Below are 20758 nucleotides of genomic sequence, written 5' to 3' on the forward strand. Positions count from 1 at the left end.
CCCGTCATCACTGTTCAGGAGCGCGTTCGTTGACTTCCTTGTCCTCTGCCCAGACTGCGCTCGCTGGACTCGCCGAGGTCGCCCTCGCAGATGCCGCGTTCACTCCGGTGATCGAATCCATCGGATCGGCCGCCTTGGACATCGTGGCTCCGAAGCCGGCTCGGCCGTTCATCGCCGCTGCACTCGCCCCTCGCACGCCGGTGCTGCTGGTGACAGCCACCGGTCGTGAAGCCGACGATCTGACTTCGGAACTCACCGAGATGCTCGGTGGAGGAGTGGCGCAGTTTCCGTCGTGGGAAACATTGCCGCACGAGCGACTGTCGCCGAGCGCGGATACCGTTGGGCGACGGGTGGAGGTACTGCGCAGACTCGCCAGGCCAGACGACGCCTCGTACGGATCGCCTCTTCGGGTGATCGTCACCACGGTGCGCTCCCTCGTTCAGCCGATGGCGCCAGGCCTGGGCGAGATAGAACCGATCACGTTGCGCGTCGGCACCGAGATCGATTTCGATTCCGTTCTGGTTCGTCTGGTTGAGATGGCGTACAGCCGGGTCGACATGGTGGGAAAGCGTGGTGAGTTCGCGGTCCGTGGTGGCATTCTCGACTTGTTCTCGCCCACGGCGGATCATCCGGTCCGTATCGAATTCTGGGGTGACGAGGTATCGGAGCTTCGCTACTTCTCAGTTGCCGATCAGCGTTCGCTAGCGGACGTCGACGTCGATTCCGTGATCGCGCCGCCGTGTCGTGAACTGATTTTGACAGCTGATGTTCGTGATCGAGCTGCCGCACTCGCTGCTGAGAACCAGGCTGACGCGTCGTTGGTCGAGATGCTGGACAAGATCTCGGCAGGTATCCCCGTCGAGGGGATGGAAGCTCTGCTCCCGGTTCTCAAACCCGGTGAACTGCAGCTACTTTCCGATGTACTTCCTGAAGGGGCGCACATTCTTCTGTGTGATCCGGAAAAGGTGCGCACCCGCGCCACCGACCTGGTGCGCACCGGCCAGGAATTCTTGGAAGCATCGTGGACGGCGGCGTCGATCGGCGGCGCTGCACCGCTCGACACGTCGATCCTCAACGGCGGAGGAGTCGATCTCGGTGCCTCCGCGTACCGGTCGCTTCGTCATGTTCGCGAATCTGCCGAAGCTGCCGGCCGACCCTGGTGGACAGTCAGCCCGCTGGCGTCGGGAAACGGTGAAGAACTCGAACTCCCGGTGCATGCGGCACCGCAGGTGCGCGGTTCCGACGACCTGTTGGCCGAGCTGTTCGTCAGCCTTCGGGCGCACGTGAGCACGGGCGGTCGCGCGGCGATCGTGGTGGCAGGTGCCGGAACCGCAAGCCGCGTCGTGGAGCGACTCGGTGAAGCCGAAGTGCCCGCCAAGATGCTCGATGCCGGCGCTACCCCCGCCCGTGGACAGGTCGCGGTGCTCCGCGGATCACTGCATGACGGACTGGTACTCGCCGGCGACGACTCGACGCCTGGGATGGTGATCGTCACCGAGTCCGATCTGACCGGCAACCGCGTTGCTGCGGTCGGCGACGGAAAGCGCTTGCCGGCCAAGCGCCGCAATCAGGTTGATCCCCTCGCGCTGTCGGCAGGGGACATGGTCGTGCATGATCAGCACGGTATCGGCCGGTTCGTCGAAATGGTCGAACGCACCATCGGTGGGGCGCGTCGTGAATACCTGGTCATCGAATACGCGCCGAGCAAGCGCGGTCACCCGGGCGATCGTCTGTTCGTCCCGATGGAATCGCTCGATCAACTCTCCCGATACGTCGGTGGGGAGTTGCCGGCGCTGAGCAAGCTCGGTGGATCCGACTGGGCAAACACCAAGCGTAAGGCCCGCAAGGCAGTTCGTGAGATCGCGGGCGAGCTGGTTCAGCTCTACGCAGCGCGTCAGGCTGCTCCCGGGCATGCGTTCGGCCCGGACACACCGTGGCAGAAGGAACTCGAAGACGCATTCGCGTTCACCGAGACGATCGACCAGTTGACCGTTATCAGTGAGGTCAAGGCCGACATGGAGAAGCCGGTTCCGATGGACCGGGTGGTCATCGGTGACGTCGGGTACGGCAAGACGGAGATCGCCGTCCGCGCCGCGTTCAAGGCAGTGCAGGACGGCAAGCAGGTGGCGGTGCTGGTGCCGACGACTCTGCTTGCACAGCAACATCTTCAGACCTTCACCGAACGAATGTCGTCGTTCCCGGTGAAGGTGCGAGGGCTGTCCCGGTTCACCGACGCCAAGGACTCGAAGGAAATCATCGCCGGCATGGCGGAAGGTGAGATCGACATCGTCGTCGGTACTCACCGGTTGCTGCAGACCGGTATTCGCTGGAAGGACCTCGGGCTTGTGATCGTCGACGAGGAACAGCGATTCGGAGTCGAGCACAAGGAACACATCAAGGCGCTACGCACCCACGTCGACGTCCTGACGATGTCGGCTACCCCGATTCCTCGTACTCTCGAGATGAGCATGGCCGGGATCCGTGAAATGTCCACGATCCTCACACCGCCGGAAGAACGTCATCCTATCCTCACGTACGTCGGCGCGTATGCGGACAAGCAGGTTGCCGCGGCCATCCGGCGTGAACTTCTGCGCGACGGTCAGGTCTTCTACGTTCACAACCGTGTCAGCTCGATCGACAAGGCAGCCAAGAAGATCCGCGAACTCGTCCCGGAGGCTCGCGTCGTCGTCGCGCACGGTCAGATGAACGAGGACACTCTCGAAAAGACCGTGCAAGGATTCTGGGAACGCGACTTCGACGTGTTGGTCTGTACCACGATCATCGAAACCGGTCTGGACATCTCGAACGCGAACACACTGATCGTCGAACGCGCGGATTCGCTGGGCCTCTCGCAGTTGCATCAGCTTCGCGGACGCGTCGGGCGTAGTCGTGAACGTGGATACGCCTATTTCCTGTACCCGGCCGAAAAGCCTTTGACGGAAACGGCATACGACCGACTGGCAACGATTTCGCAGAATTCGGACCTCGGCGCGGGTATGGCCGTCGCGATGAAGGACCTCGAAATCCGTGGAGCCGGAAACGTTCTGGGCGCAGAGCAGTCCGGCCACGTCGCGGGGGTCGGGTTCGATCTGTACGTCAGGCTGGTCGGTGAGGCGGTCGAAGCCTTCCGGGCTGCAGCCGACGGCAAACCGATCACCATGGACGAGGGCACGAAGGAAGTCCGGATCGACCTACCGGTGGACGCGCACATCCCGCCCGACTACGTCACCAGTGACAGGCTCAGGTTGGAGGGGTACCGCAAGCTTGCTGCGGCAACTGATTCCGACGGCATCGCTGCCGTGGTCGAAGAACTGGTCGATCGCTACGGCCCACTGCCCGAAGAGGTTCGACGGCTGATCTCGGTGGCCAAGCTTCGACTGCTCTGCCGCGAGTATCAACTGGAGGAAGTCGCCGTCACCGGAACTCAGCTCAAGATCTCGCCTATGTCACTGCCCGATTCCAAACAGATCAGGCTCAAGAGGATCTATCCGAGCGCGCAGTACCGGGCAACGACCGGGCTCGTGCAACTCCCGCTGCCTCGCACCGGCGGAGTCGGCTCGGATCGCCTGCGGGACGTCGAACTACTTCAATACATCGCGGACTTCGTCCTGGCGATTGACGGGCGCGCCGCCGGTGCCGTCCTGGTCGAGGCGTGAGCACACGGTGAACGAATCGCCCGTCGTCGTACTGCTCGATCCTTTGCGGCCGCATGTCTTTCCGCTGGAGGCGCTCCCGTTCTTGTCCGGCGCGATCGATATCGACCCGGACGTTCCCGACTCGGTACGCGGCGCACTGCCGGCCACGACACCCGGCGCCGCGGTGACTGTGATGATGGACACCGCCGAGCCGAAGATCGCGGCGTTGTCTGCCGCTGGGGTAAAGATGATTCGCGCCGAACCCATTCACGGCGATCGACTGGTGGAAGCGGCGTCGATCATGGACCGGTTGTGGAATCGCGGCGGTTGGGAGTCGACCCAGACGCACGAGAGCCTCTCCGTTTACCTCGTCGAGGAGACCTACGAGGTACTCGACGCGATTCGAAGCGACGACGAGAGCGATCTTCGGGAGGAACTCGGAGACCTGTTGCTTCAGGTGTTGTTCCACTCGCGGATCGCTCAAGCACACGGTGTTTTCGAATTGGACGACGTGGCCGGTGCATTGATCGCGAAACTCGTGCACCGCAGCCCGCACCTGGTCAGTTCCGGGGCGGTCGACATCGCTGAGCAAGAGCGGGCGTGGGACGCTTTGAAGGCTGCCGAGAAGGCTCGCGCGTCATCCATGGACGGCATCGCTCGGTCGCAGCCGCCGTTGCTCCTCGCCGAAAAAGTACTGAGCAGGGCCGCCAAAGCTGGTGTGATCGAAAGCGCCGATGAAGCTGATCTGGAAGCTCTGATCGAGCAGTGCCGACGCGCCGACACTGCACTCCTGGGCGCCCTGGACATGCTGATCGCCGACATTCGGATTCGTGAGGGAAGACGTCTCGAAGACGTGGAGGATTAGCCCTCTTTGACGTAATTGCCCGGTAATCACCTGGCAATCGGAAAATAGCTTGGGCTTGGTGAGTGCAGTTGAAACAAACCTAAGGTATGTTTACGTACGAAATGAGCAACACAGGGTCGTTTTCTTGCATGAATTGGCCTTTGATCGGCGGTTATGTAGGGGGGTCCGATGACGGTTCATTTCTGCACTGCGAGCAGCGAGGTACGGCAACCGGCGGGGTGTTGCCGTACCTGGACGCTCGCGGTGGCTACCGATCAGCGATCCCCCAAGCCGTTCGATCCGCTGACGCCGTTCGTATGACAAGAAAGACTGATGGCAAATGAGCGTTCATGCTGAGGTGGAGAGCCGGTCGGCGGTATCGCAGGATTCCGCTCATGTCGGAACAGACTGGCGCCGGGCATACCGGAAGCGGATCGCAGTGAGCGATTCGATCACGGTCCTGTTCGTGATCGCACTCGCTCAGATCGGCAGTATGTGGCCGCATCCCATCGAGTGGCTGACACCACTTAAAGTGATCGCGTCTGCAGCGTTGGGCGGACTGTGGATGATCGCCCTCGCACGGGGGCGTAGCCGTCATCAGGCGATGCTGGGCGAGGGCAGTGACGAGTACGAGAAGGTACTGCTCGCTACCGGCCAGGTCTTCGGAGTAGGCGCATTGGCCGGGATCATTCTGGGCGTGGGAATTGCGCGAAGCTACCTGATGATCGCACTGCCCGTCGGACTCGCTGCGCTGCTTCTCGGACGCTACCTCTGGCGACGCGACATTCGAAAGAAGCGTGCGATCGGGGATTGCCGTAACTCGGTGCTGTTGGTCGGTGGACATGCGTCCGTCGTTGCTACTACGCGTGCCTTCGTGCGGGAATCCTCGGCAGGCTACGACGTTGTGGGAGCGTGCATTCCGCGTCGGGCGACCGCGTTGGACGATCACATCGTTGTCGACGGAGCAGCAGTCCCGGTAATGGGCAACGAGTTCGAGGTAGTCGAGGCGATGCGCGCAAGTGGCGCAGACACCGTCATCGTAACCGGGACCGAAGACCTCGGACAGGTGGGCATTCGCAAACTGATGTGGGACCTCGAAGCCGAGGGCGTCGACATGGTGGTTTCACCGGTCGTGGCCGATGTGTCGAAGGCTCGCTTGATGTTTCGCCCTGCGGCGGGTCTCCCGTTGATTCACGTTGCGCGGCCGCGCTACCAGGGCGCGAACCGGCTTGCGCCCGCTGTTTTCGACGCGGTGTTCTCGATGCTGATGATCCTCCTCGTGGCGCCGGTCATGCTCGCCGCTGCCGCTGCAGTCAAGTTCACGTCGAAAGGCCCGGTGTTCTACAAGGCGGAACGCATCGGCCTCAACGGGAAACCGTTCCCCATGTTCAAGTTTCGTACCATGGTGGAAGGCGCCGATCAGCAGGTTGTCGATCTGATGGGGGACAACGAAGGCGCCGGAGGTGTGTTGTTCAAGATGCGTGAGGATCCACGAATCACGTCCGTCGGCAAGATCCTTCGTCGATTGAGTATCGACGAGCTACCGCAGTTCTTCAACGTCATTCGCGGAGAGATGAGCGTTGTCGGCCCACGGCCGCCATTGCGTCGCGAGGTCGAGATGTACGACGACGAGGTTGCCCGGCGCCTGCTGGTCAAGCCTGGCATCACCGGTCTCTGGCAGGTAAGTGGTCGCAGTGATCTCTCCTGGGAAGAATCTGTTCGTCTCGACTCTTCCTACGTGGAGAATTGGTCTGCGGCGCAGAATATCTCGATCATCACCAGGACCGTATCCGCAGTGCTCAGGAGCGACGGAGCGTACTGACCGGACAGAGGCAGTCAGCATTCCTGGAACTGGGCGCGAACATACCCGGCGGTTTGCCACACATAGTTCGCGGCCCAGACCCAGACCGGAAGTGGTCGGGGGTCCGCGACTACGTCGATGGCACCGTCCCAGCAACGGTTGATGATGTAGCGACTGCGAGAGACATGGGGAACGAAGGTCACAACGATGACACGCTTCCATCCCTGTGCCTCGGCGCGACGCCGAATCTCCTGTCCTTCACCACGCGTGGTCGACGGATCTGGCTTGAAACAGCTGACCTCGAAGTCGTAGGTTCCCTCGCATATTGCGGTGATCCTCGGATCATTGCTTCGATACGGATTCGAAAAGATGATCTGGGGCGCGTAGCCCTGCTCGGCCAAGGACAGTCCGTATTCTTCTCTGCCGTCGTGATCACCGCCGAGAACAACTATCGCGTCGGCCATTTCGGGTGTGTCGATCACCGGATCGACGTAGACCGGCCAGCCGGCGGCAGTGATTGCAGTAAGTCCGCCGACAATCCCGCTGAGAACGAGTACGCGTCGACGGACCTTGGGGCGAGTGGATTTCACAATTACTTCCTGTAGTGCAGATGTGGGAGCCGCTCAGAGCCCGTACTGGGTTTCGAGCACCGCACGAACGGCAGGCATTCCTAGTCGTTCGCGAGCAACATTTCGCGCGCGGGCGCCCATCTCTGCAGCGGCGACGGGATCCTTCAAGAGCGACGAGATCGCCGCGGTCACTGATTCGGTGGCGTCATCGGTCACGAGGCCACACCGACCATCCCGGATCAGTGGTGCGAGGCCGCACGTGTCGGTGACGACTACGGGCAGTCCAGCGGCCATCGCCTCGAGTACAGACATCGGGAACGGTTCGTTCACGGAGGGCAAGACATATACAGCGGCTTGACGAAATCGTTCGGGAGACTTGTCGAACGGTAGTGGGCCTTCGTACTGGATGCAATTGCTATGTCCGGAGCGTTCGATCAGTCGGTTGACGGCTTCTGCTTCACCCTCATCCGGTCCGACTATCGAAAAGCGCGCCGTGTGTCCGCTGTCCAACAACTCTTTTGCGGCTTCGACGAAGACCTGGGGTCGCTTTCTTGCCTGTAGTCGTGCGAGGTAGAGGACCTCGGGCGGGTCGCAACTGTTGACTGGCCGTGACTCGAGGTCTTCGGCCTCGGGGATCCCGTTGTTGAGTTCCACCAAGTTGACGCGACTGTCTCCGACAACAGACTGCAGGTCTGTGTGCTCTCGTTCGGTCAGATAGAACACTGTCCGTGCTCGTTTGAGGACCGGGATCGTGAAAGCAGCGTCCAACGGCCTTGCCAGCAATTTGTCTGTCTCGTCGATCATCCCGTGAGTTTGTGCGAAAACTGGAATACCGTATGCAAGAGCCAATTTCGCGGCAGGAAGGGTCACCAGGTCACGCGCGAGATGAATGTGCACGACGTCGAATTCTCGGACGTGCTTGCGAAGCCACACAAGCATCGACGGCGCGCCGATTCCCGCGTACCCGATTTTGGGGATCACGGTTCGCGCCGGAAACAATTGCAGAGCGATACCCTGCTCGCGTGTCGGTGGCACCGCGTATCCACGCTCACCCGCGGCGATAGTTACGTCATGCCCATTGTCCTGCAATGCTTTCGACTGATTTAGGGCGACCCTGATAGGCCCTCCGTAGGCGGCGTCCGGTGAGAAGAGAGTGACGATCTGCAGTATCTTCATCGTGCAGCGCCGGCCCGTGGCGCCAACATCGTGGCTCCGGCGGAAACATCGGACGTCACCAAAGCCGTCGCGCCGACGATTGCGTTGTCCCCGATCGTTACACCGCGGAGTATCGTCGCACGGGCGGCGATCCATGCTTGGTCACCGATGGCGATGGGAGCATTGTCGAACTCGAATGTGGGACTTCGGTGATCATGACTGCCCGTACACAGGAGGACATCCTGCGAGATAGCCGTATTCGCCCCTATCGTGACGGGTTCGAGATTGAGTATCCATGTTCCCTCGCCGATCCACGAGTCTGCTCCGACCGTCAGTTTCCACGGCCAGTGGATACGGACGCGGTGTCGAATCAGGACCCCGTCGGCGATGTCGGCACCGAACCGCCGGAGAACTGCAACGCGTACTCCATTGGGGCACCACCAATGAGAAAGCAGCACAACGGAAATCGCGAGCCAGGAGATTTGAACCAGCGGGCCGCGTCCCTTGTCGTATCCTGCACCGGTGAACCCGGACAGAGTGCGGTTTGTGCTCACAGTCGGACCGCTGCAGACGAATCCCGTACGTGCTCGCGATACCAGGCTACGGTCGACTCGATGCCCTCGCGGGTTGAGATCTGTGGTTTCCAACCGGTGGCCATCAATGTGGACACGTCGAGTAGTTTGCGCGGTGCACCATCGGGCTTGCTTGTGTCCCAGTCCATTCGGCCTTCATATCCCACTGCTTCGGCTACAATATTTGCGAGCTCTTTAATGGTTTCGTCGTGACCGGTACCGACGTTGACATGCCCGGACTCGTCGAAGGTGTCAAGTAGGTGAAGGAGTGCATCGGCCAAGTCGTCCACATGGAGGAATTCTCGACGTGGGCTCCCCGAACCCCAGTTTGTGACTGATTCAATTCCCTCGTTCTTGGCTTGGTCGAGACGGCGGATCATCGCAGGAAGTACGTGCGAAACATTCTCCGAGAAGTTGTCGCCGGGTCCGTACAGGCTTGTCGGCATCGCCGAGATCCAGGGCAACCCGAACTGCCTACGAACAGCCTGGACCTGGATGATTCCCGCAATCTTGGCGATCGCATATGCGTCGTTGGTCGGTTCGAGATGGCCGTTCAGTAATTGATCTTCTCTGATCGGCTGTGGCGCCAGGCGCGGGTAGATGCACGAGGACCCGAGGAACAGCAATCGGCGCACGCCGTGCCGCAGCGCTGCGTCGAGCACATTGGTCTGGATCTGAAGGTTGTCGGAGATGAAATCGACCGGATACGTGTTGTTCGCGACGATTCCTCCGACCTTCGCGGCAGCCAAGACGACGCACGACGGTTTGGCGGCTTCGAAGAAGGCGAATACGTCTGCTCGGTTTCGCAGATCGAGTTCGGCAGATGTGCGGCCGATCAGGTCGGTGAAGCCACTCTGTTCGAGCTTGCGCCAGAGCGCGGATCCCACCAGTCCCTTGTGTCCGGCGATGTAAGTCGGGGCGCTGCGATCAAGAGGTGCAATCGATTTCGTTGTGATCATGAGAGCGAGATCTTCCAATCAGGGAGATGCGGCGTGTCGATCCACGGTGTGCCGGCATGCGCCAATGCTGCGATGTCGGCGTCCATCATGATTCGAGCCAATTCTGGGGTCTGTACTGTCGCTTTCCAGCCCAGTTTGTCCTCGGCCTTGCCTGCATCGCCGACCAGAGCGTCCACCTCTGTGGGGCGAAGGTAACGAGGATCGAATTTGACGTACTTCTGCCAGTCGAGACCCACATGTTCGAATGAGGCCACGACAAAATCTTGGACCGTGAAGTTTCCTCCAGTGGCCAACACGTAGTCATCTGGTTCGTCGACTTGAAGCATCCGCCACATACCCTCGACGTACTCGGGTGCGTAGCCCCAGTCCCTGACCGCGTCCAAATTGCCCAGGTACAGGGAATCTTCGATCCCGGCCTGGATTCGCGCGACTGCACGCGTGATCTTTCTCGTGACGAATGTTTCACCGCGGCGGGGTGACTCGTGATTGAAGAGGATCCCGTTCACCGCGTGAATTCCGTAGGCCTCGCGATAGTTCCTGGTGACCCAGTACGAGTACACCTTTGCAGCGCCGTACGGCGACCGCGGATAGAACGGGGTGTCCTCGTTCTGTGGAGGCGGACTGGCTCCGAACATTTCCGAACTCGAAGCTTGGTAGAAGCGGCACTGCAATCCCGTCATGCGGACTGCTTCGAGCAAACGAATAGACCCGATTCCGGTTGTGTTGCCTGTGTGTTCGGGCTCGTCGAAGCTGACCCGCACGTGCGACTGCGCAGCGAGGTTGTATACCTCGTCTGGTGCGATCTTCGACAGGAGCGTGACGAGTCGTGCGCCGTCGGACAGGTCACCGTAGTGCAAGAACAGCCGTGCGCCCAGTTCGTGAGGGTCCTGATAGAGGTGATCGATGCGTGACGTGTTGAAAGTTGATGCGCGTCTGATCAATCCGTGAACTTCGTAACCTTTGGCCAACAACAGTTCTGCCAGGTAGGAACCGTCCTGTCCGGTGATCCCTGTGATGAGTGCGCGTTTGGTCATCGAGCGTCAGCTGCCTTGTCTATGTTTGTCGTCTTCAGATCCGAGTCGAGATGTGTGAGGTTTTGTTCCGAGCGGCTCGCGTACTAACTGCGGCCGGCCACCAGCTCGCGGATCCACTTTTCGCATTTGTCGATGGACGCGGTTTTGCCAACCGAGGTGGCGCAGTAATGGACCCCGGCGGCACCAAGTCTGGCGGAAGTCTCCGCGTCGCCCGCGAGTTGTAGGGCTGCAGAGAGCAGGCCTGCGGGATCACCGTTCTGAGTGACGACCCCAGCACCGGAGGCACGGATCTCGTCGGCAGTCGTAGATGCCACATCGGTTGCGGCGACAATCGGGGTACCGCTGCTGAAATACGACGTCAGCTTGCTCGGCACTGCCATCCCGACGATCCCGGGTGCCTCGTTGACCAGTAAAACGTCGGCGGCGGCCATGGCAGTGCGGAAATCCTGGTCGTCGAGTGGGCGGACGAAGTCGATTCGATCGACTCCGACTGCCGCGGCTTCGAGGTTCGGTCGCTGATTGCCGTCACCGACCAGAACGAATCGGATTGGCAGACTCTGCTCGTCGGCGAGTCGAGCGGCCTCGACGACATTTTCCAGACCTTGTTTCACGCCCATGTTTCCGGTGTGCAGAACAATGGTTTCGTCAGGCGACCAACCGAATTTGGTGCGTGCGGCGGTGAGATCGTCCACATCGATCGGCGTCACGTGCGTCCAGTTCCGAACCACTGTGACTCGTTCGCGTGGGACGTGAAGTTCGTTGACGACATGGTCGACGAAACGGTCATGGACGACGGCGATTCCGTCGGCGGACTTCACGACAGCCGCCTCGAGCCTGGACGTTGCGCGGGCACTGCGGCCTGTCATCGCACCGGTCTCCACGACGCCTTGACCGTACAAGTCGTGTACCCAGACCCCGATGGCCGGACGTTTGGGTGTCAGCCGAGCACGTCCGAGAACCATCGCAGTGGCCAGCAATGCCGGACTGGTGCACACGATTACGTCAGGTGTGTTCCATCCGGAACTGGCGGCACGTGCGCCGAAACTCAGCTCCATCTTGATTCGTCCCAAGGCATTCGGTGGGCTGGGCACGAAGTGGCGGCGTCGGTGAACGTGAACGCCGTTCACGACCTCGTCGATCGACCGTCCATGGTAGGAAGCGTCGATTTCCCACGCCGGATAGTGCGGGTACCCGGTGACGACGTGCACCTTGTGCCCGCGCTCGCCGAGGGACTCGGCAAGGTCCGTCATGTACGGGGCTATCCCCGTGGTTTCCGGCGCGTAGTTGATGCCGAGAATCGTGATGTTCAGCGATTCGACGGGACCACGATTGGATAACTCGAAAGTCGCGGAGACGTCACCAGGTTTGTCGTGCATCTGGTCGATCTGGGTGCTGATGACGAACCTCCAGTTGGTAAACTGCGCTTCAAACAGTCAAATGGTTTGGTTTACGCTATTTAAGACCTATTTCCACGGTTTATCAACTGGTCTCATGTCGTGCTTCGATCGCCGGGAGCGATGTTGCTGCATCAGATGGAGGCGAGCCTGTGCGCGCGTAGTGTTAACCAGCAGGTTGCAACAGGGTGATGGATGGACTGGCCTCGTTGGGCAATTTCGAATGTGGCGGAGCGCACTGGCGGAAGGCGGAGATTTCGATCCGGCCGCGGGTTCCCTCGGAGGTTCTGCAAACTCGCTGAAACCGGCGCACGGTTGTTTTGCCGCGAACGAAGGGAAATTGGTCGGTGAGGATTGAATTTCGGGCACACGTGATCGTGGAGGGATGAAGTGAAGGTCGATCCGCTGGCAAGCACGTACTGCTGTCACGCGCAGGAGTCCTTCGGCCCAGTTGATAGAGCTGGTGTCGTAGCCGTTGTCAACGAGTGGATCTCGGAGACTTTCGAAGCGGGTATCGGGGTCTTCCCCCTGATTTTCGAGATGCGTACCGCTGGTGAGGGTTCGCCTACTGCCTCGTTACACGGACTGGGTGCCGTCGAAGGAATGCGCGTGGCCGACGTGTCTTCGGCGATAGGCGTCGAGGTATTCGACCGGACATTGTTCAGGTATTTCAATGCGCGACGATTCAGTGACCCTCGCGAGATCACTGTCGTCGTTGCACGCAACATGATCGGCCTGATCTATTCACACATGTTTGGTGACGAGACGGTCTTCATGCCGAAATCAGAACGACTCTTTCTTGCGTTGTCGGGTCTGGATCCGGCGCTTGGTCCGCGCTCTCCCGCTGTGCGCAGATTGTCGAAGCGTCGGATCGTTGCTGCCGGGCTTTTGATGGCGTCGACCAATCCCTTGATTGCCGCGACGTCCCTGAGGCGAATCCTCAGTGGTACAAGTATGTTCCAGCGTGAGGTGGTGAGTCGGCGGGCATCGGGAAACGCAATCTCGTCCTCGGCCGTATCCACGGAACCTGTTCGCGGGTGGTGGCTCTCCGTTCGTTTGGTTGCAGCACCTGGAACCCGTGTGCCTTCCGTGTATTTCTATTGCGCAGTGCTCGCGGCTCTGGAGTGCGGCCCCGACGTCACTCATCACGTGGTTGTCGACCTGCGATCGGCATCGCCCCTACTGGCGAGGACAGGGGGGAATGCGTTCAGTCACATTCCTTTCCGGGCAGATTGGACAGCTAGTAGTCCCCTCGAAGTGGCTTCGCAGGTTCGGTCGAGGATTCGCTCCGGCGAGGCGCTCGTCCGGCGTGCTGCTGGGGAGTTGGTCGGACGGCGCAATAGTCGGTCCCGGGCCGACCCTGATGGCGTGGCGTCCCCGATGGTGCTTGCAACTACAATGTCGTGTTTTCGGGTGCCCGGTGATCGAGATCATGCGTTCAGTGGTGGTGATCTGGCGTTCGCGAGGGGAATGCAGACACTCGAGCCGGCAGTTCTCGCGTCCAACATGCGCACGACGGGCCGCTACGCCGACTGTACATACAGCCATTCGGGTAATTTCGTCGATCTCGAGAAGATGCGTTCGGCCGTCAACGCTGCGGCCGCCTACCTCGGGCTTCGAATCGCGGTCAACACTGGCTCGCACTTCGACTAGAGAAGGTTCGTCTGGAGGAGGTTCTCTCTCTGGAGGAATGCACGAAGGCAACCCCGGCTACTTCGCAGTAAACAATCCTATAGACTGTTTCAGGTGGACTGAGCCGACCGACGGTTTCAATTTGATCTCAGTCTGGAGACACCACGTGTGCAAGGGAGGTGGGGTCGTGGCAGGTCTGAAGCTGCGAGTGCTGTTCAGTGCGGGTGACCAAGTGCTGTCCAGCGTAAGTAACGCGTTGATTCTGTTCGCGATGGCCGGACCGTCCTCCGTCAGTGAGTTCGGTCTGGCGATCCTTGTTTTCTCCATCCTCACGGCTGCGCTCGGATTCGTTCGAGGTGCAGTTGGCACACCCCTGCTGTTGATGAGTGCCCACAGTCGCAACAGGATTCGCGCGGAGAGCAGACATGCGATCTCGGGTGCTGCCACCGTCGGAGTCCTGGTTGGGATCGTTGCCCTCGGAGTCTCGGTTTTCCTTCACGAACCGCAGGTAGGGATTGCATACGCCGTTGCCGCGCCGGTTGTTCTCGCGCAGGATGCCTTGCGGTTCACCGCGATGTCGATGGGAGAACCGGAACACGCGTTCTTCAGCGACGCGTTGTGGGCGAGTGCGGCGTTCGGTGTGCTTGTCGTGACTTGGATTCGACCAGAGGCACTTTCGATCGCAGAGATGATTTGGTTGTGGTCCGTCGCCGGAGGACTCGCACTCGTTTACCTGATGATTCGCGTACAGACGCTACCGCGACTGACTGGTCTGTATCGCTGGTGGGCGTCGTTCTGGACTCATCGAATCCGGTTCGGATTCGAGAGTGGCATCGACCAACTGGCTGCAATCGTGATCGTCGCGGTGTCCACGGCCTTCATCGGAACGGTGGCTGCCGCGTCTTTGCGCGGAGCCGTGACCGTCCTGGGGCCGTTCGCCGTGCTGATCAGTTCTCTTCCACTGATCGTCATTCCCGAATCGGTGCGGGCCGGCCATACCGCGCGCCAGGTGTGGAGCACACTGCGTTATGCAGCGTGGCTCACATCTGCGATGGCGGCAACGATCGGATTCGCCGCTCCCTTCTTTCCAGATGCACTCGGCCGAGTCGTTCTAGGAGAGTCCTGGGCCGAGGCTCGCCATGTTCTGCCGTTTCTCGGACTCGAGTACGCGGCGATCTGTTGGATAGCGGGTGTTTACAATCTCTACCGCACTCAAGGAGCCAGCGGACGACTGCTCAAGCTGCGAATTGTCCAGAGTCTCACGGCAATCGTCATCTGCAGCGCGGCCGCGGCCCTCACAGGAACCGCGGTCGGAGTCGCGATCGGGCTGGCGGTCTCGTCCGTCCTCGTTGCGGTGTGTCTGGTGGTCGCTGCCCAACGGAAGCACTCCGGCCGTGAAGACCCCGCGAGCGTGCCGTCCACTGCTGATCGTGCCGAACCAGGCGATCTGCGCCGAACACGAACAGGCGCACTGGCCGGGACGACCACGTGAAAACAATTTCCAGCGGGCGGACAAAGCCTCACGAGTTCGCGGAATTCGACGTCGGGCGGCAGGACTCGTTGATGCCACCGCTGATTGCGATCTGGACCGCGGTGATCATGGTGATCATCGTGCCTTTCGCAGTCGTCGAGTTCACTCCGACACCGCCAGGGCGTGTATGGATGGCGGTACTTGCCGTCACCACGATTTCGGGACTGCGCTATGCGTGGATTGTGGGCGAGGGCTTTCGTCGGCTCGTCGAGATGTCGTTCTGGGTTTTCACCTATGTCTTCATGGGTCTTGCCCCACTTGCCCAGCTCCGCCTGCGAGAGATTCCTCCTACGACGCCCCGAGTGGATCCGTCCCTCAACTCGACAGCGGTGGCTATCGTCCTTCTGGGAATCGGCGGCTTCCTGGTGGGATTAGTGTTCTCCGGAGCGGTGTGGCGTCGAATCAGAGACACGCGATGGGGAAACGCCACGAGCGTGCGTGTGGATCCCGTTCGGGTTTTGATTCTTGCCGGTTGCGCCCTGGTCGCCAACGCGTACTACATCAAGAAACTTGGTGTAGGGACGCTTCTGTCGAGCCGAAGTGCCGTGGTGGAGCAGGCGAGTGCGTCGCTGGGGCAATCCACGGTCGCCAGCATCATCGGCGCCGTCGCGATGATGTCCTTGCTTGTCGCATTCATCGCGGTGGTCAAATACCGTGATCAGAATCCGGGAGCCGATCGTTTGTTTCTTCTCTGCGCCATCGTGCTCGGAGCCGTGCTGTTGTTGACTTTCAATCCGATCTCGAGTGCGAGGTATCTGTTCGGTACTGCAGCACTAGCCGTGGCGGCACTTTTCGGACTCTTCGCGACCCGTGGTCGTTTCCGTGTGGTTGCCTTGCTTGCCGTGGCTGCACTTGTCCTGGTCTTTCCGCTCGCCGATGCGTTCAGGTACAGCACGTCGGCACAGTTCAAGACAAGCTCGCCTCTCGAATCGCTCACGTCTCCGGACTACGACGCATTTGCGCAGGTCAACAACACCGTCAACTTTGTGAATACGCACGGGGTTACCGATGGCAAGCAGGCACTCGGAGTTGTTCTTTTCTGGATTCCGCGGACCATCTGGCCCGGCAAAGCTACGGACACGGGCATCCTGCTCGCGGAGAGCCGCAACTACACGGTCAAGAACCTTTCTGCTCCGTTGTGGTCCGAACTGTTCGTCAACGGTGGGTGGATCGCGCTGATTGTCGGAATGGTTGCTCTAGGCTTGATCGCAGGGATTCAGGACAGACGAATCGAACTGTCGCTGCGCCAGTCCAGGGCGCCGACGATCCTTGCCTGCATCCTGCCCTTCTACCTGATTATTCTGCTCAGAGGATCACTGCTGCAAGCGATGTCGTACTTCCTCGTCATCATCGGTTGTGCATTCTTCGTCTCACGGCGGGAGGTGACTCGATGACTCGGACGAACCGATTCTCGTCGAGAATCTCTGCCCGTCGCCCGCTGGAACTCGTGGGCCTTGCTCTGCTGGTGGTACTGGTCGTTTGTGCGACGGCGCTGGCGGTGCGTCAGAATTCGGCTGCCGGAAACGGCCGGTCCGCCCTCACAGCAGAGACAACGGTTCCTCAGTTGCCGCCGGACACAGCGCCGGCATCGATGTGGTTCGGCGACAGCTTCACTGCGGGCATCAACGGAATCGGGCTCGGGGCATACCCGAGAATCATCTGCGTCCGGATGGGGTGGGACTGCAATGTCGATGCTCAGGGAAGCACCGGTTTCACCAACGACGGCGCACCCGAGTATCAGGGAACTACAACACGATTCGAGAATCGACTACAGGTGTCGATCGAGCGGTATCGAGCGGACATCATTTTCGTGGACGGTGGGCGAAACGATCTGCACATGAGTCCGATGGATTTGTTTCCCGTCATGACGTCGTACATCGATACCGTCCGGGATGCATGGCCGGATGCGCGTCTGGTGATCATCGTGCCGACATACGTCACACCTGTGCCGTACGACGGATACGACCAATTCGTATCAGCGCTGCGAAGTTACGGGGAATCGGTTGCCGCGACCGTGATCGATCCTGTTGCCGACGGTTGGTACGCCGACGTGGACCTCACGACACTGAAATTCGAGGACGGTGTGCACCCGAATGCAGTGGGGAACGCAGTGATTGCTCAGAAACTGGTGGAATCGCTGACCGCCTCCGGTGTGATTCGCGAGGGCGCGCCGAATGGGGGGATTCTGCGATGAACCCGTCCCGCTTCTTCGGAGTCCTTCGTGACAAGTGGGTTGTCGTCGGCATCTCGACATTGCTCGGCCTGCTGGTAGGCGTTCTGCTGACATTGCTCACGCCGACCACTTTCAAGTCCTCGACCCAGCTCTTTCTCACCACGCCAGGGTGGGGTACACCGACCACTCTGGGCAATGCCGATTCGAGCCCTTTCCAAGGTGACGAATTCTCGCAGCAACGAGCGGGTACGTACACGCGTCTGGCGGAGGGTGCCGACTTCTCGGCCCGCGCCGCAAGTCGTCTGGGCGAGAGTGGTCTGCGTGACGTCGAAAGCATTTCGGTTCGCGTTGTGCCCGACACCGTGTTGCTCGAAATCTCTGGCACCACCGACAGCGCAGACCGGGCGTTGCAACTGACGAACGCGGCTTCGGATGAGATGAACGAGACGATCCGGCGACTCGAGACGCCGAGTGGGACTTTGATCCCGACGGTTCAGCCGCTGACTGTCGTCACGGCGTCAGCACCGACGAGCCCGGCTGGTCCGCAGACGATTCCGAACGTTCTTCTGGGGTTGGTCGTCGGATCGATGGTTGGAGTGACTGGTGTGATCTTGGCTACTGCGAGGTCGAGAGCAGTTCAGGGTGTCGACGAATTAGCGGCCTGGACGGGTCTACCTGTGCTCGAGTCGATCCCGTACCTCGGTGACAGGGGATTGTCCGCCGAGGAAGGTGCTCAGTCGGCATCGAGAAGTTATTTTGAGAGACTGCAGTTCAACCGAGATCTCATCGGGTCAGGTACGCCCGCGTCACCCGTGCTCGTGACCGCTGCCGACGAGGGGAAGATCAGCAGGTTCGCAGCTGGCGGCATCGCCGATGCTGCTTGCGCTCTGGGGTATTCGGTGGTTCTCGTCGACTGCAACTTCCGATCCTCGCGTGCACATATCGAGTTCGGGGTCACCGACATCGTCATGTCGGACAGCGTCCTCGATGATGTTCTGATCTCGACACCGCTGCATCCGACTCTCCTCCGGAGCGGTTCGCCGACCGAAACTCCGGAGCGAGTCTTCGAGTCTGAGTCGTTCAGGCGCATGCTGCGAGATCTGAGTGCCAGGTTCGACGTAGTGGTTGTTTTCGACTCCGGCGGGACGCAGTACGCCGACTCGGGCCGACTGGCCAAGGTATGCCGTTCGATAATCCTTGTCGTTCAGTCTCATTCGACAAACATGCAGACGTTGATGACGAAGATTCACGATCTGGAAATCGCAGGAGCGAAAATCGAAGGTTCGGTCCTCTTGACGACCACGCGCCGAACGCAGCGAGGGGCAGTGTTGCCCGTGAATCGGCCAGACACAACTGACTCGGTGGCAAGTTACACGCCACGGCGCGACGGAGACACACGCACACAGCGATCTCCAAGAAAGGCGAACACATGAATGCACTCAGCACTGCCGCGCGAATTCTGAGGCGGGGGTGGGCAATACCTGTCTTCGCGGTGCTCGGCTTGATCCTCGGTGCTTTCATGGCCATCTCGAGTCCGTCGTCCTACACGTCGACAACTGTGCTGTTCATCGGCTCGCCGATCAGTGCTGACTCGGCTGGCGCCTACCAGGGCGATCTGTTTTCTCAGCAACGAGCGGCGACCTATGCCCAACTGTTTTCGAGCGACGATCTGGCGGTCAAGGTGATCGACGACCTGGGTCTTCCAATGAGCGGACATGAGTTGGCCTCGCAGGTTTCGGCGGCAGCAGTTGAGAAAACTGTGCTCTTGCAGGTCTCTGTCACGGATTCGACGGCCGAAGGATCGGCCGGTATCGCCAATGCGTATGCGAAGAATTTTGCACAATATGTGGGGCAGTTGGAGACCCCTAACGGTGGTGGCCGTCCGAATACCTCCGTCCAGGTGGTCACCGAGGCCAACGCTGAAGATGCCAGTGGGGGTTCGAATCTCGTGATGACGTCCCTGTTCGGCCTCATCGGTGGCCTGGTCGTCGGCATCGGCGTCCGGGTGCTCCTTGGGCGACTCGACCGGTCTGTTCGAAGCGCTTCCATGCTCTCGGCCGTTGCAGGTGTACCGATTTTGGCGACAGTTCCGGAATCGGCCTCGCGGGGATTTCGCGCGTTGACGTTCCCCGCCGACGGCGCGACCGCCTATGCCGAGTCGATACGCAAGCTCAGGACAGGTATCGAGTTCGCCGGCCCGAGTGCCGACGCGATCCGTTCGGTCCTCATCGCCTCGCCTCGGTACTCGGAGCCTGCGGGGTGCATCGCAGCCGATCTCGCGGTTGTCCTGTCCGAAGCGGGACGTCGAGTGCTGTTGGTGGACGGTGACTTGAGGTCGCCGAGCTTGGATTCATACCTCGGTATCAAGCCGGCAGTCGGCTTTTCCGACGTGCTGGCCGGTGCGATTCCGCTCGTGGACGTGCTCGTTCAGGTACCCGGTCGCTCATTGACTCTGCTGCCCGCCGGCTCGATACGATCCGATTCCGGTGATGCCATCGCATCGGTCTCGGCACGCGAGATGCTTTCGGAAGCCTCCGAGAAATTCGAATACACGATCGTCGTGGGTCCACCGTTGTCGCTCTATTCCGATTCGGCTGTGATCGGCTCAGTCGTCGACGGCGTGGTTCTTGTTTCAACACAGAGTATTTCGTCGGTCGACGAGGTGGAAGGCGCAGCGACCACGCTGCGCGCTGCCGGCGCGAACCTGTTGGGCGCGGTGCTGTCGGGTGTCAGACGGGGTGGCTTGGTCAAGGTCCGCAGCCGTGTGAGTGTGGTGGACGAGCCTGCGGCGAACGAGCCTCCGGTGAATGATGCATCGAATGAACCAGTCGGCGCGTGGCCTCCCGTTGAACGAGGAGCCGGCGCGCAGGTAGTACACGCAGAACCAGGTGTGGGATCGACGGGGAAGAATGAAGTGGAGAAGCATGATTCGGGGGATTCGGCCGAATCTCCGGCCGAAGATATGCGCATCGATTTCGACGAATGGGAGCCGGCGGAGACCGAGGGGCGCTACACGCGCAGTGATCTGGACAGTCCGACAGTGGCGATCCCTCGCTCGATGCTCCGCACAAAGGTCGCGCAGAAGGCGAACCTCTCGAGTGACGAGTTGCCGACCGATAAGCGGCAGGTAAGATCACTCGGTGGGAACGGCGATTCCGATTCCAGGTCGAATCACCCGTCGCAAGCTTCGGATTCTGTGCAGCAGAATTGAATTGGAATTCGATTTCCAGGTTCGGGATGTCAACGTCACCGGACATTGCGGCGTAAGGCCGTGTGTGAGAAGGGGTGGCTGATTCGGTGAACGCCGATGCTCGAAAACGGAAACGGGTGAGTATCGAAGGTTCGCGGGACAGGAAATTTCGTGCAGTTGCCATCGGCATTGCGCTGGTGTCGTCAGTGCTTCTCGTAGTGGCCGGCCTCAGGCTCTCTGATGGAGTGGACCCAAACGCGAGGGTTGAC

General features: G+C 60.4%; 15 protein-coding genes. 9 read left to right on the plus strand and 6 right to left on the minus strand.

From position 1 onward, the window contains the following. Window positions 1-29 precede the first annotated feature (29 nt). From mfd to QRN54_RS27670, 3 genes are all read left to right on the plus strand, one after another. Complete coding sequence (gene mfd, locus QRN54_RS27660) at window positions 30-3656, plus strand: transcription-repair coupling factor (RefSeq protein ID WP_285183505.1); 3627 nt, start codon at window positions 30-32, stop codon at window positions 3654-3656. Window positions 3657-3663: 7 nt separating this feature from the next. Beyond that, a complete protein-coding gene (locus QRN54_RS27665; RefSeq protein ID WP_030536281.1) occupies window positions 3664-4500 on the plus strand; it encodes a nucleoside triphosphate pyrophosphohydrolase in 837 nt (278 codons plus the stop codon). Window positions 4501-4819: 319 nt separating this feature from the next. Next, on the plus strand, window positions 4820-6301 hold the full coding sequence (locus QRN54_RS27670; RefSeq protein WP_042920929.1) for a sugar transferase: 1482 nt from the start codon (window positions 4820-4822) through the stop codon (window positions 6299-6301). A gap of 14 nt (window positions 6302-6315) precedes the next feature. Here QRN54_RS27670 and QRN54_RS27675 read toward each other — a convergent pair whose 3' ends face one another. The 6 genes from QRN54_RS27675 to QRN54_RS27700 all read right to left on the minus strand — a co-directional run bounded on the left by QRN54_RS27675 (window position 6316) and on the right by QRN54_RS27700 (window position 11945). Then, window positions 6316-6870 (minus strand): YdcF family protein, encoded by a 555-nt coding sequence (locus QRN54_RS27675; protein ID WP_064687513.1) that lies wholly within the window; start codon window positions 6868-6870, stop codon window positions 6316-6318. A gap of 33 nt (window positions 6871-6903) precedes the next feature. Then, on the minus strand, window positions 6904-8025 hold the full coding sequence (locus tag QRN54_RS27680) for a glycosyltransferase (RefSeq protein WP_030536278.1): 1122 nt from the start codon (window positions 8023-8025) through the stop codon (window positions 6904-6906). Beyond that, window positions 8022-8558, minus strand: a complete 537-nt coding sequence (locus QRN54_RS27685) for a DapH/DapD/GlmU-related protein (RefSeq protein ID WP_285183506.1) — start codon at window positions 8556-8558, stop codon at window positions 8022-8024. The genes QRN54_RS27680 and QRN54_RS27685 overlap by 4 nt, the downstream gene beginning before the upstream one ends. Then, window positions 8555-9535: a GDP-L-fucose synthase family protein gene (locus tag QRN54_RS27690; RefSeq protein ID WP_007728859.1), complete on the minus strand. Its 981-nt coding sequence runs from the start codon at window positions 9533-9535 to the stop codon at window positions 8555-8557. Before QRN54_RS27690 ends, QRN54_RS27685 begins: the two co-directional genes overlap by 4 nt. Further along, complete coding sequence (gene gmd / locus QRN54_RS27695; protein ID WP_007728857.1) at window positions 9532-10569, minus strand: GDP-mannose 4,6-dehydratase; 1038 nt, start codon at window positions 10567-10569, stop codon at window positions 9532-9534. The genes QRN54_RS27690 and gmd overlap by 4 nt, the downstream gene beginning before the upstream one ends. A gap of 83 nt (window positions 10570-10652) precedes the next feature. After that, window positions 10653-11945 (minus strand): glycosyltransferase family 4 protein, encoded by a 1293-nt coding sequence (locus tag QRN54_RS27700; protein WP_080712731.1) that lies wholly within the window; start codon window positions 11943-11945, stop codon window positions 10653-10655. Between the two features lie 408 nt (window positions 11946-12353). On the opposite strand from QRN54_RS27700, the gene QRN54_RS27705 reads away from it, so the two are divergent. From QRN54_RS27705 to QRN54_RS27730, 6 genes are all read left to right on the plus strand, one after another. Then, entirely contained in the window at window positions 12354-13616 is a 1263-nt protein-coding gene (locus QRN54_RS27705; RefSeq protein ID WP_285183508.1) for a hypothetical protein, read from the plus strand. Window positions 13617-13782: 166 nt separating this feature from the next. Further along, entirely contained in the window at window positions 13783-15087 is a 1305-nt protein-coding gene (locus tag QRN54_RS27710; RefSeq protein WP_285183509.1) for an MATE family efflux transporter, read from the plus strand. Next, entirely contained in the window at window positions 15084-16520 is a 1437-nt protein-coding gene (locus QRN54_RS27715; protein ID WP_054781157.1) for an oligosaccharide repeat unit polymerase, read from the plus strand. The genes QRN54_RS27710 and QRN54_RS27715 overlap by 4 nt, the downstream gene beginning before the upstream one ends. After that, the gene (locus QRN54_RS27720; protein WP_064687510.1) at window positions 16517-17320 is read left to right on the plus strand and encodes an SGNH/GDSL hydrolase family protein; all 804 of its coding nucleotides are present in this window, start codon (window positions 16517-16519) and stop codon (window positions 17318-17320) included. Before QRN54_RS27715 ends, QRN54_RS27720 begins: the two co-directional genes overlap by 4 nt. After that, window positions 17317-18732 carry a hypothetical protein gene (locus tag QRN54_RS27725; protein WP_285183510.1) on the plus strand — a complete coding sequence of 472 codons (1416 nt, stop codon included), beginning with the start codon at window positions 17317-17319 and terminating at the stop codon, window positions 18730-18732. Before QRN54_RS27720 ends, QRN54_RS27725 begins: the two co-directional genes overlap by 4 nt. After that, window positions 18729-20510 carry a tyrosine-protein kinase domain-containing protein gene (locus QRN54_RS27730; protein WP_285183511.1) on the plus strand — a complete coding sequence of 594 codons (1782 nt, stop codon included), beginning with the start codon at window positions 18729-18731 and terminating at the stop codon, window positions 20508-20510. The genes QRN54_RS27725 and QRN54_RS27730 overlap by 4 nt, the downstream gene beginning before the upstream one ends. Window positions 20511-20758 lie beyond the last annotated feature (248 nt).

The sequence above is a fragment of the Rhodococcus sp. MEB032 genome (assembly GCF_030208925.1).
GTDB classification, from domain to species: Bacteria; Actinomycetota; Actinomycetes; order Mycobacteriales; family Mycobacteriaceae; genus Rhodococcus_F; species Rhodococcus_F qingshengii.

Excerpts from the sequence above, each read along its gene's own strand:
- QRN54_RS27670 (WP_042920929.1), top strand. The coding sequence starts at position 4,820 with ATGAGCGTTCATGCTGAGGTGGAGAGCCGGTCGGCGGTATCGCAGGAT.
- QRN54_RS27680 (WP_030536278.1), bottom strand. The coding sequence starts at position 8,025 with ATGAAGATACTGCAGATCGTCACTCTCTTCTCACCGGACGCCGCCTAC.
- QRN54_RS27690 (WP_007728859.1), bottom strand. The coding sequence starts at position 9,535 with ATGATCACAACGAAATCGATTGCACCTCTTGATCGCAGCGCCCCGACT.
- gmd (WP_007728857.1), bottom strand. The coding sequence starts at position 10,569 with ATGACCAAACGCGCACTCATCACAGGGATCACCGGACAGGACGGTTCC.
- QRN54_RS27700 (WP_080712731.1), bottom strand. The coding sequence starts at position 11,945 with ATGCACGACAAACCTGGTGACGTCTCCGCGACTTTCGAGTTATCCAAT.
- QRN54_RS27720 (WP_064687510.1), top strand. The coding sequence starts at position 16,517 with ATGACTCGGACGAACCGATTCTCGTCGAGAATCTCTGCCCGTCGCCCG.
- QRN54_RS27725 (WP_285183510.1), top strand. The coding sequence starts at position 17,317 with ATGAACCCGTCCCGCTTCTTCGGAGTCCTTCGTGACAAGTGGGTTGTC.
- QRN54_RS27730 (WP_285183511.1), top strand. The coding sequence starts at position 18,729 with ATGAATGCACTCAGCACTGCCGCGCGAATTCTGAGGCGGGGGTGGGCA.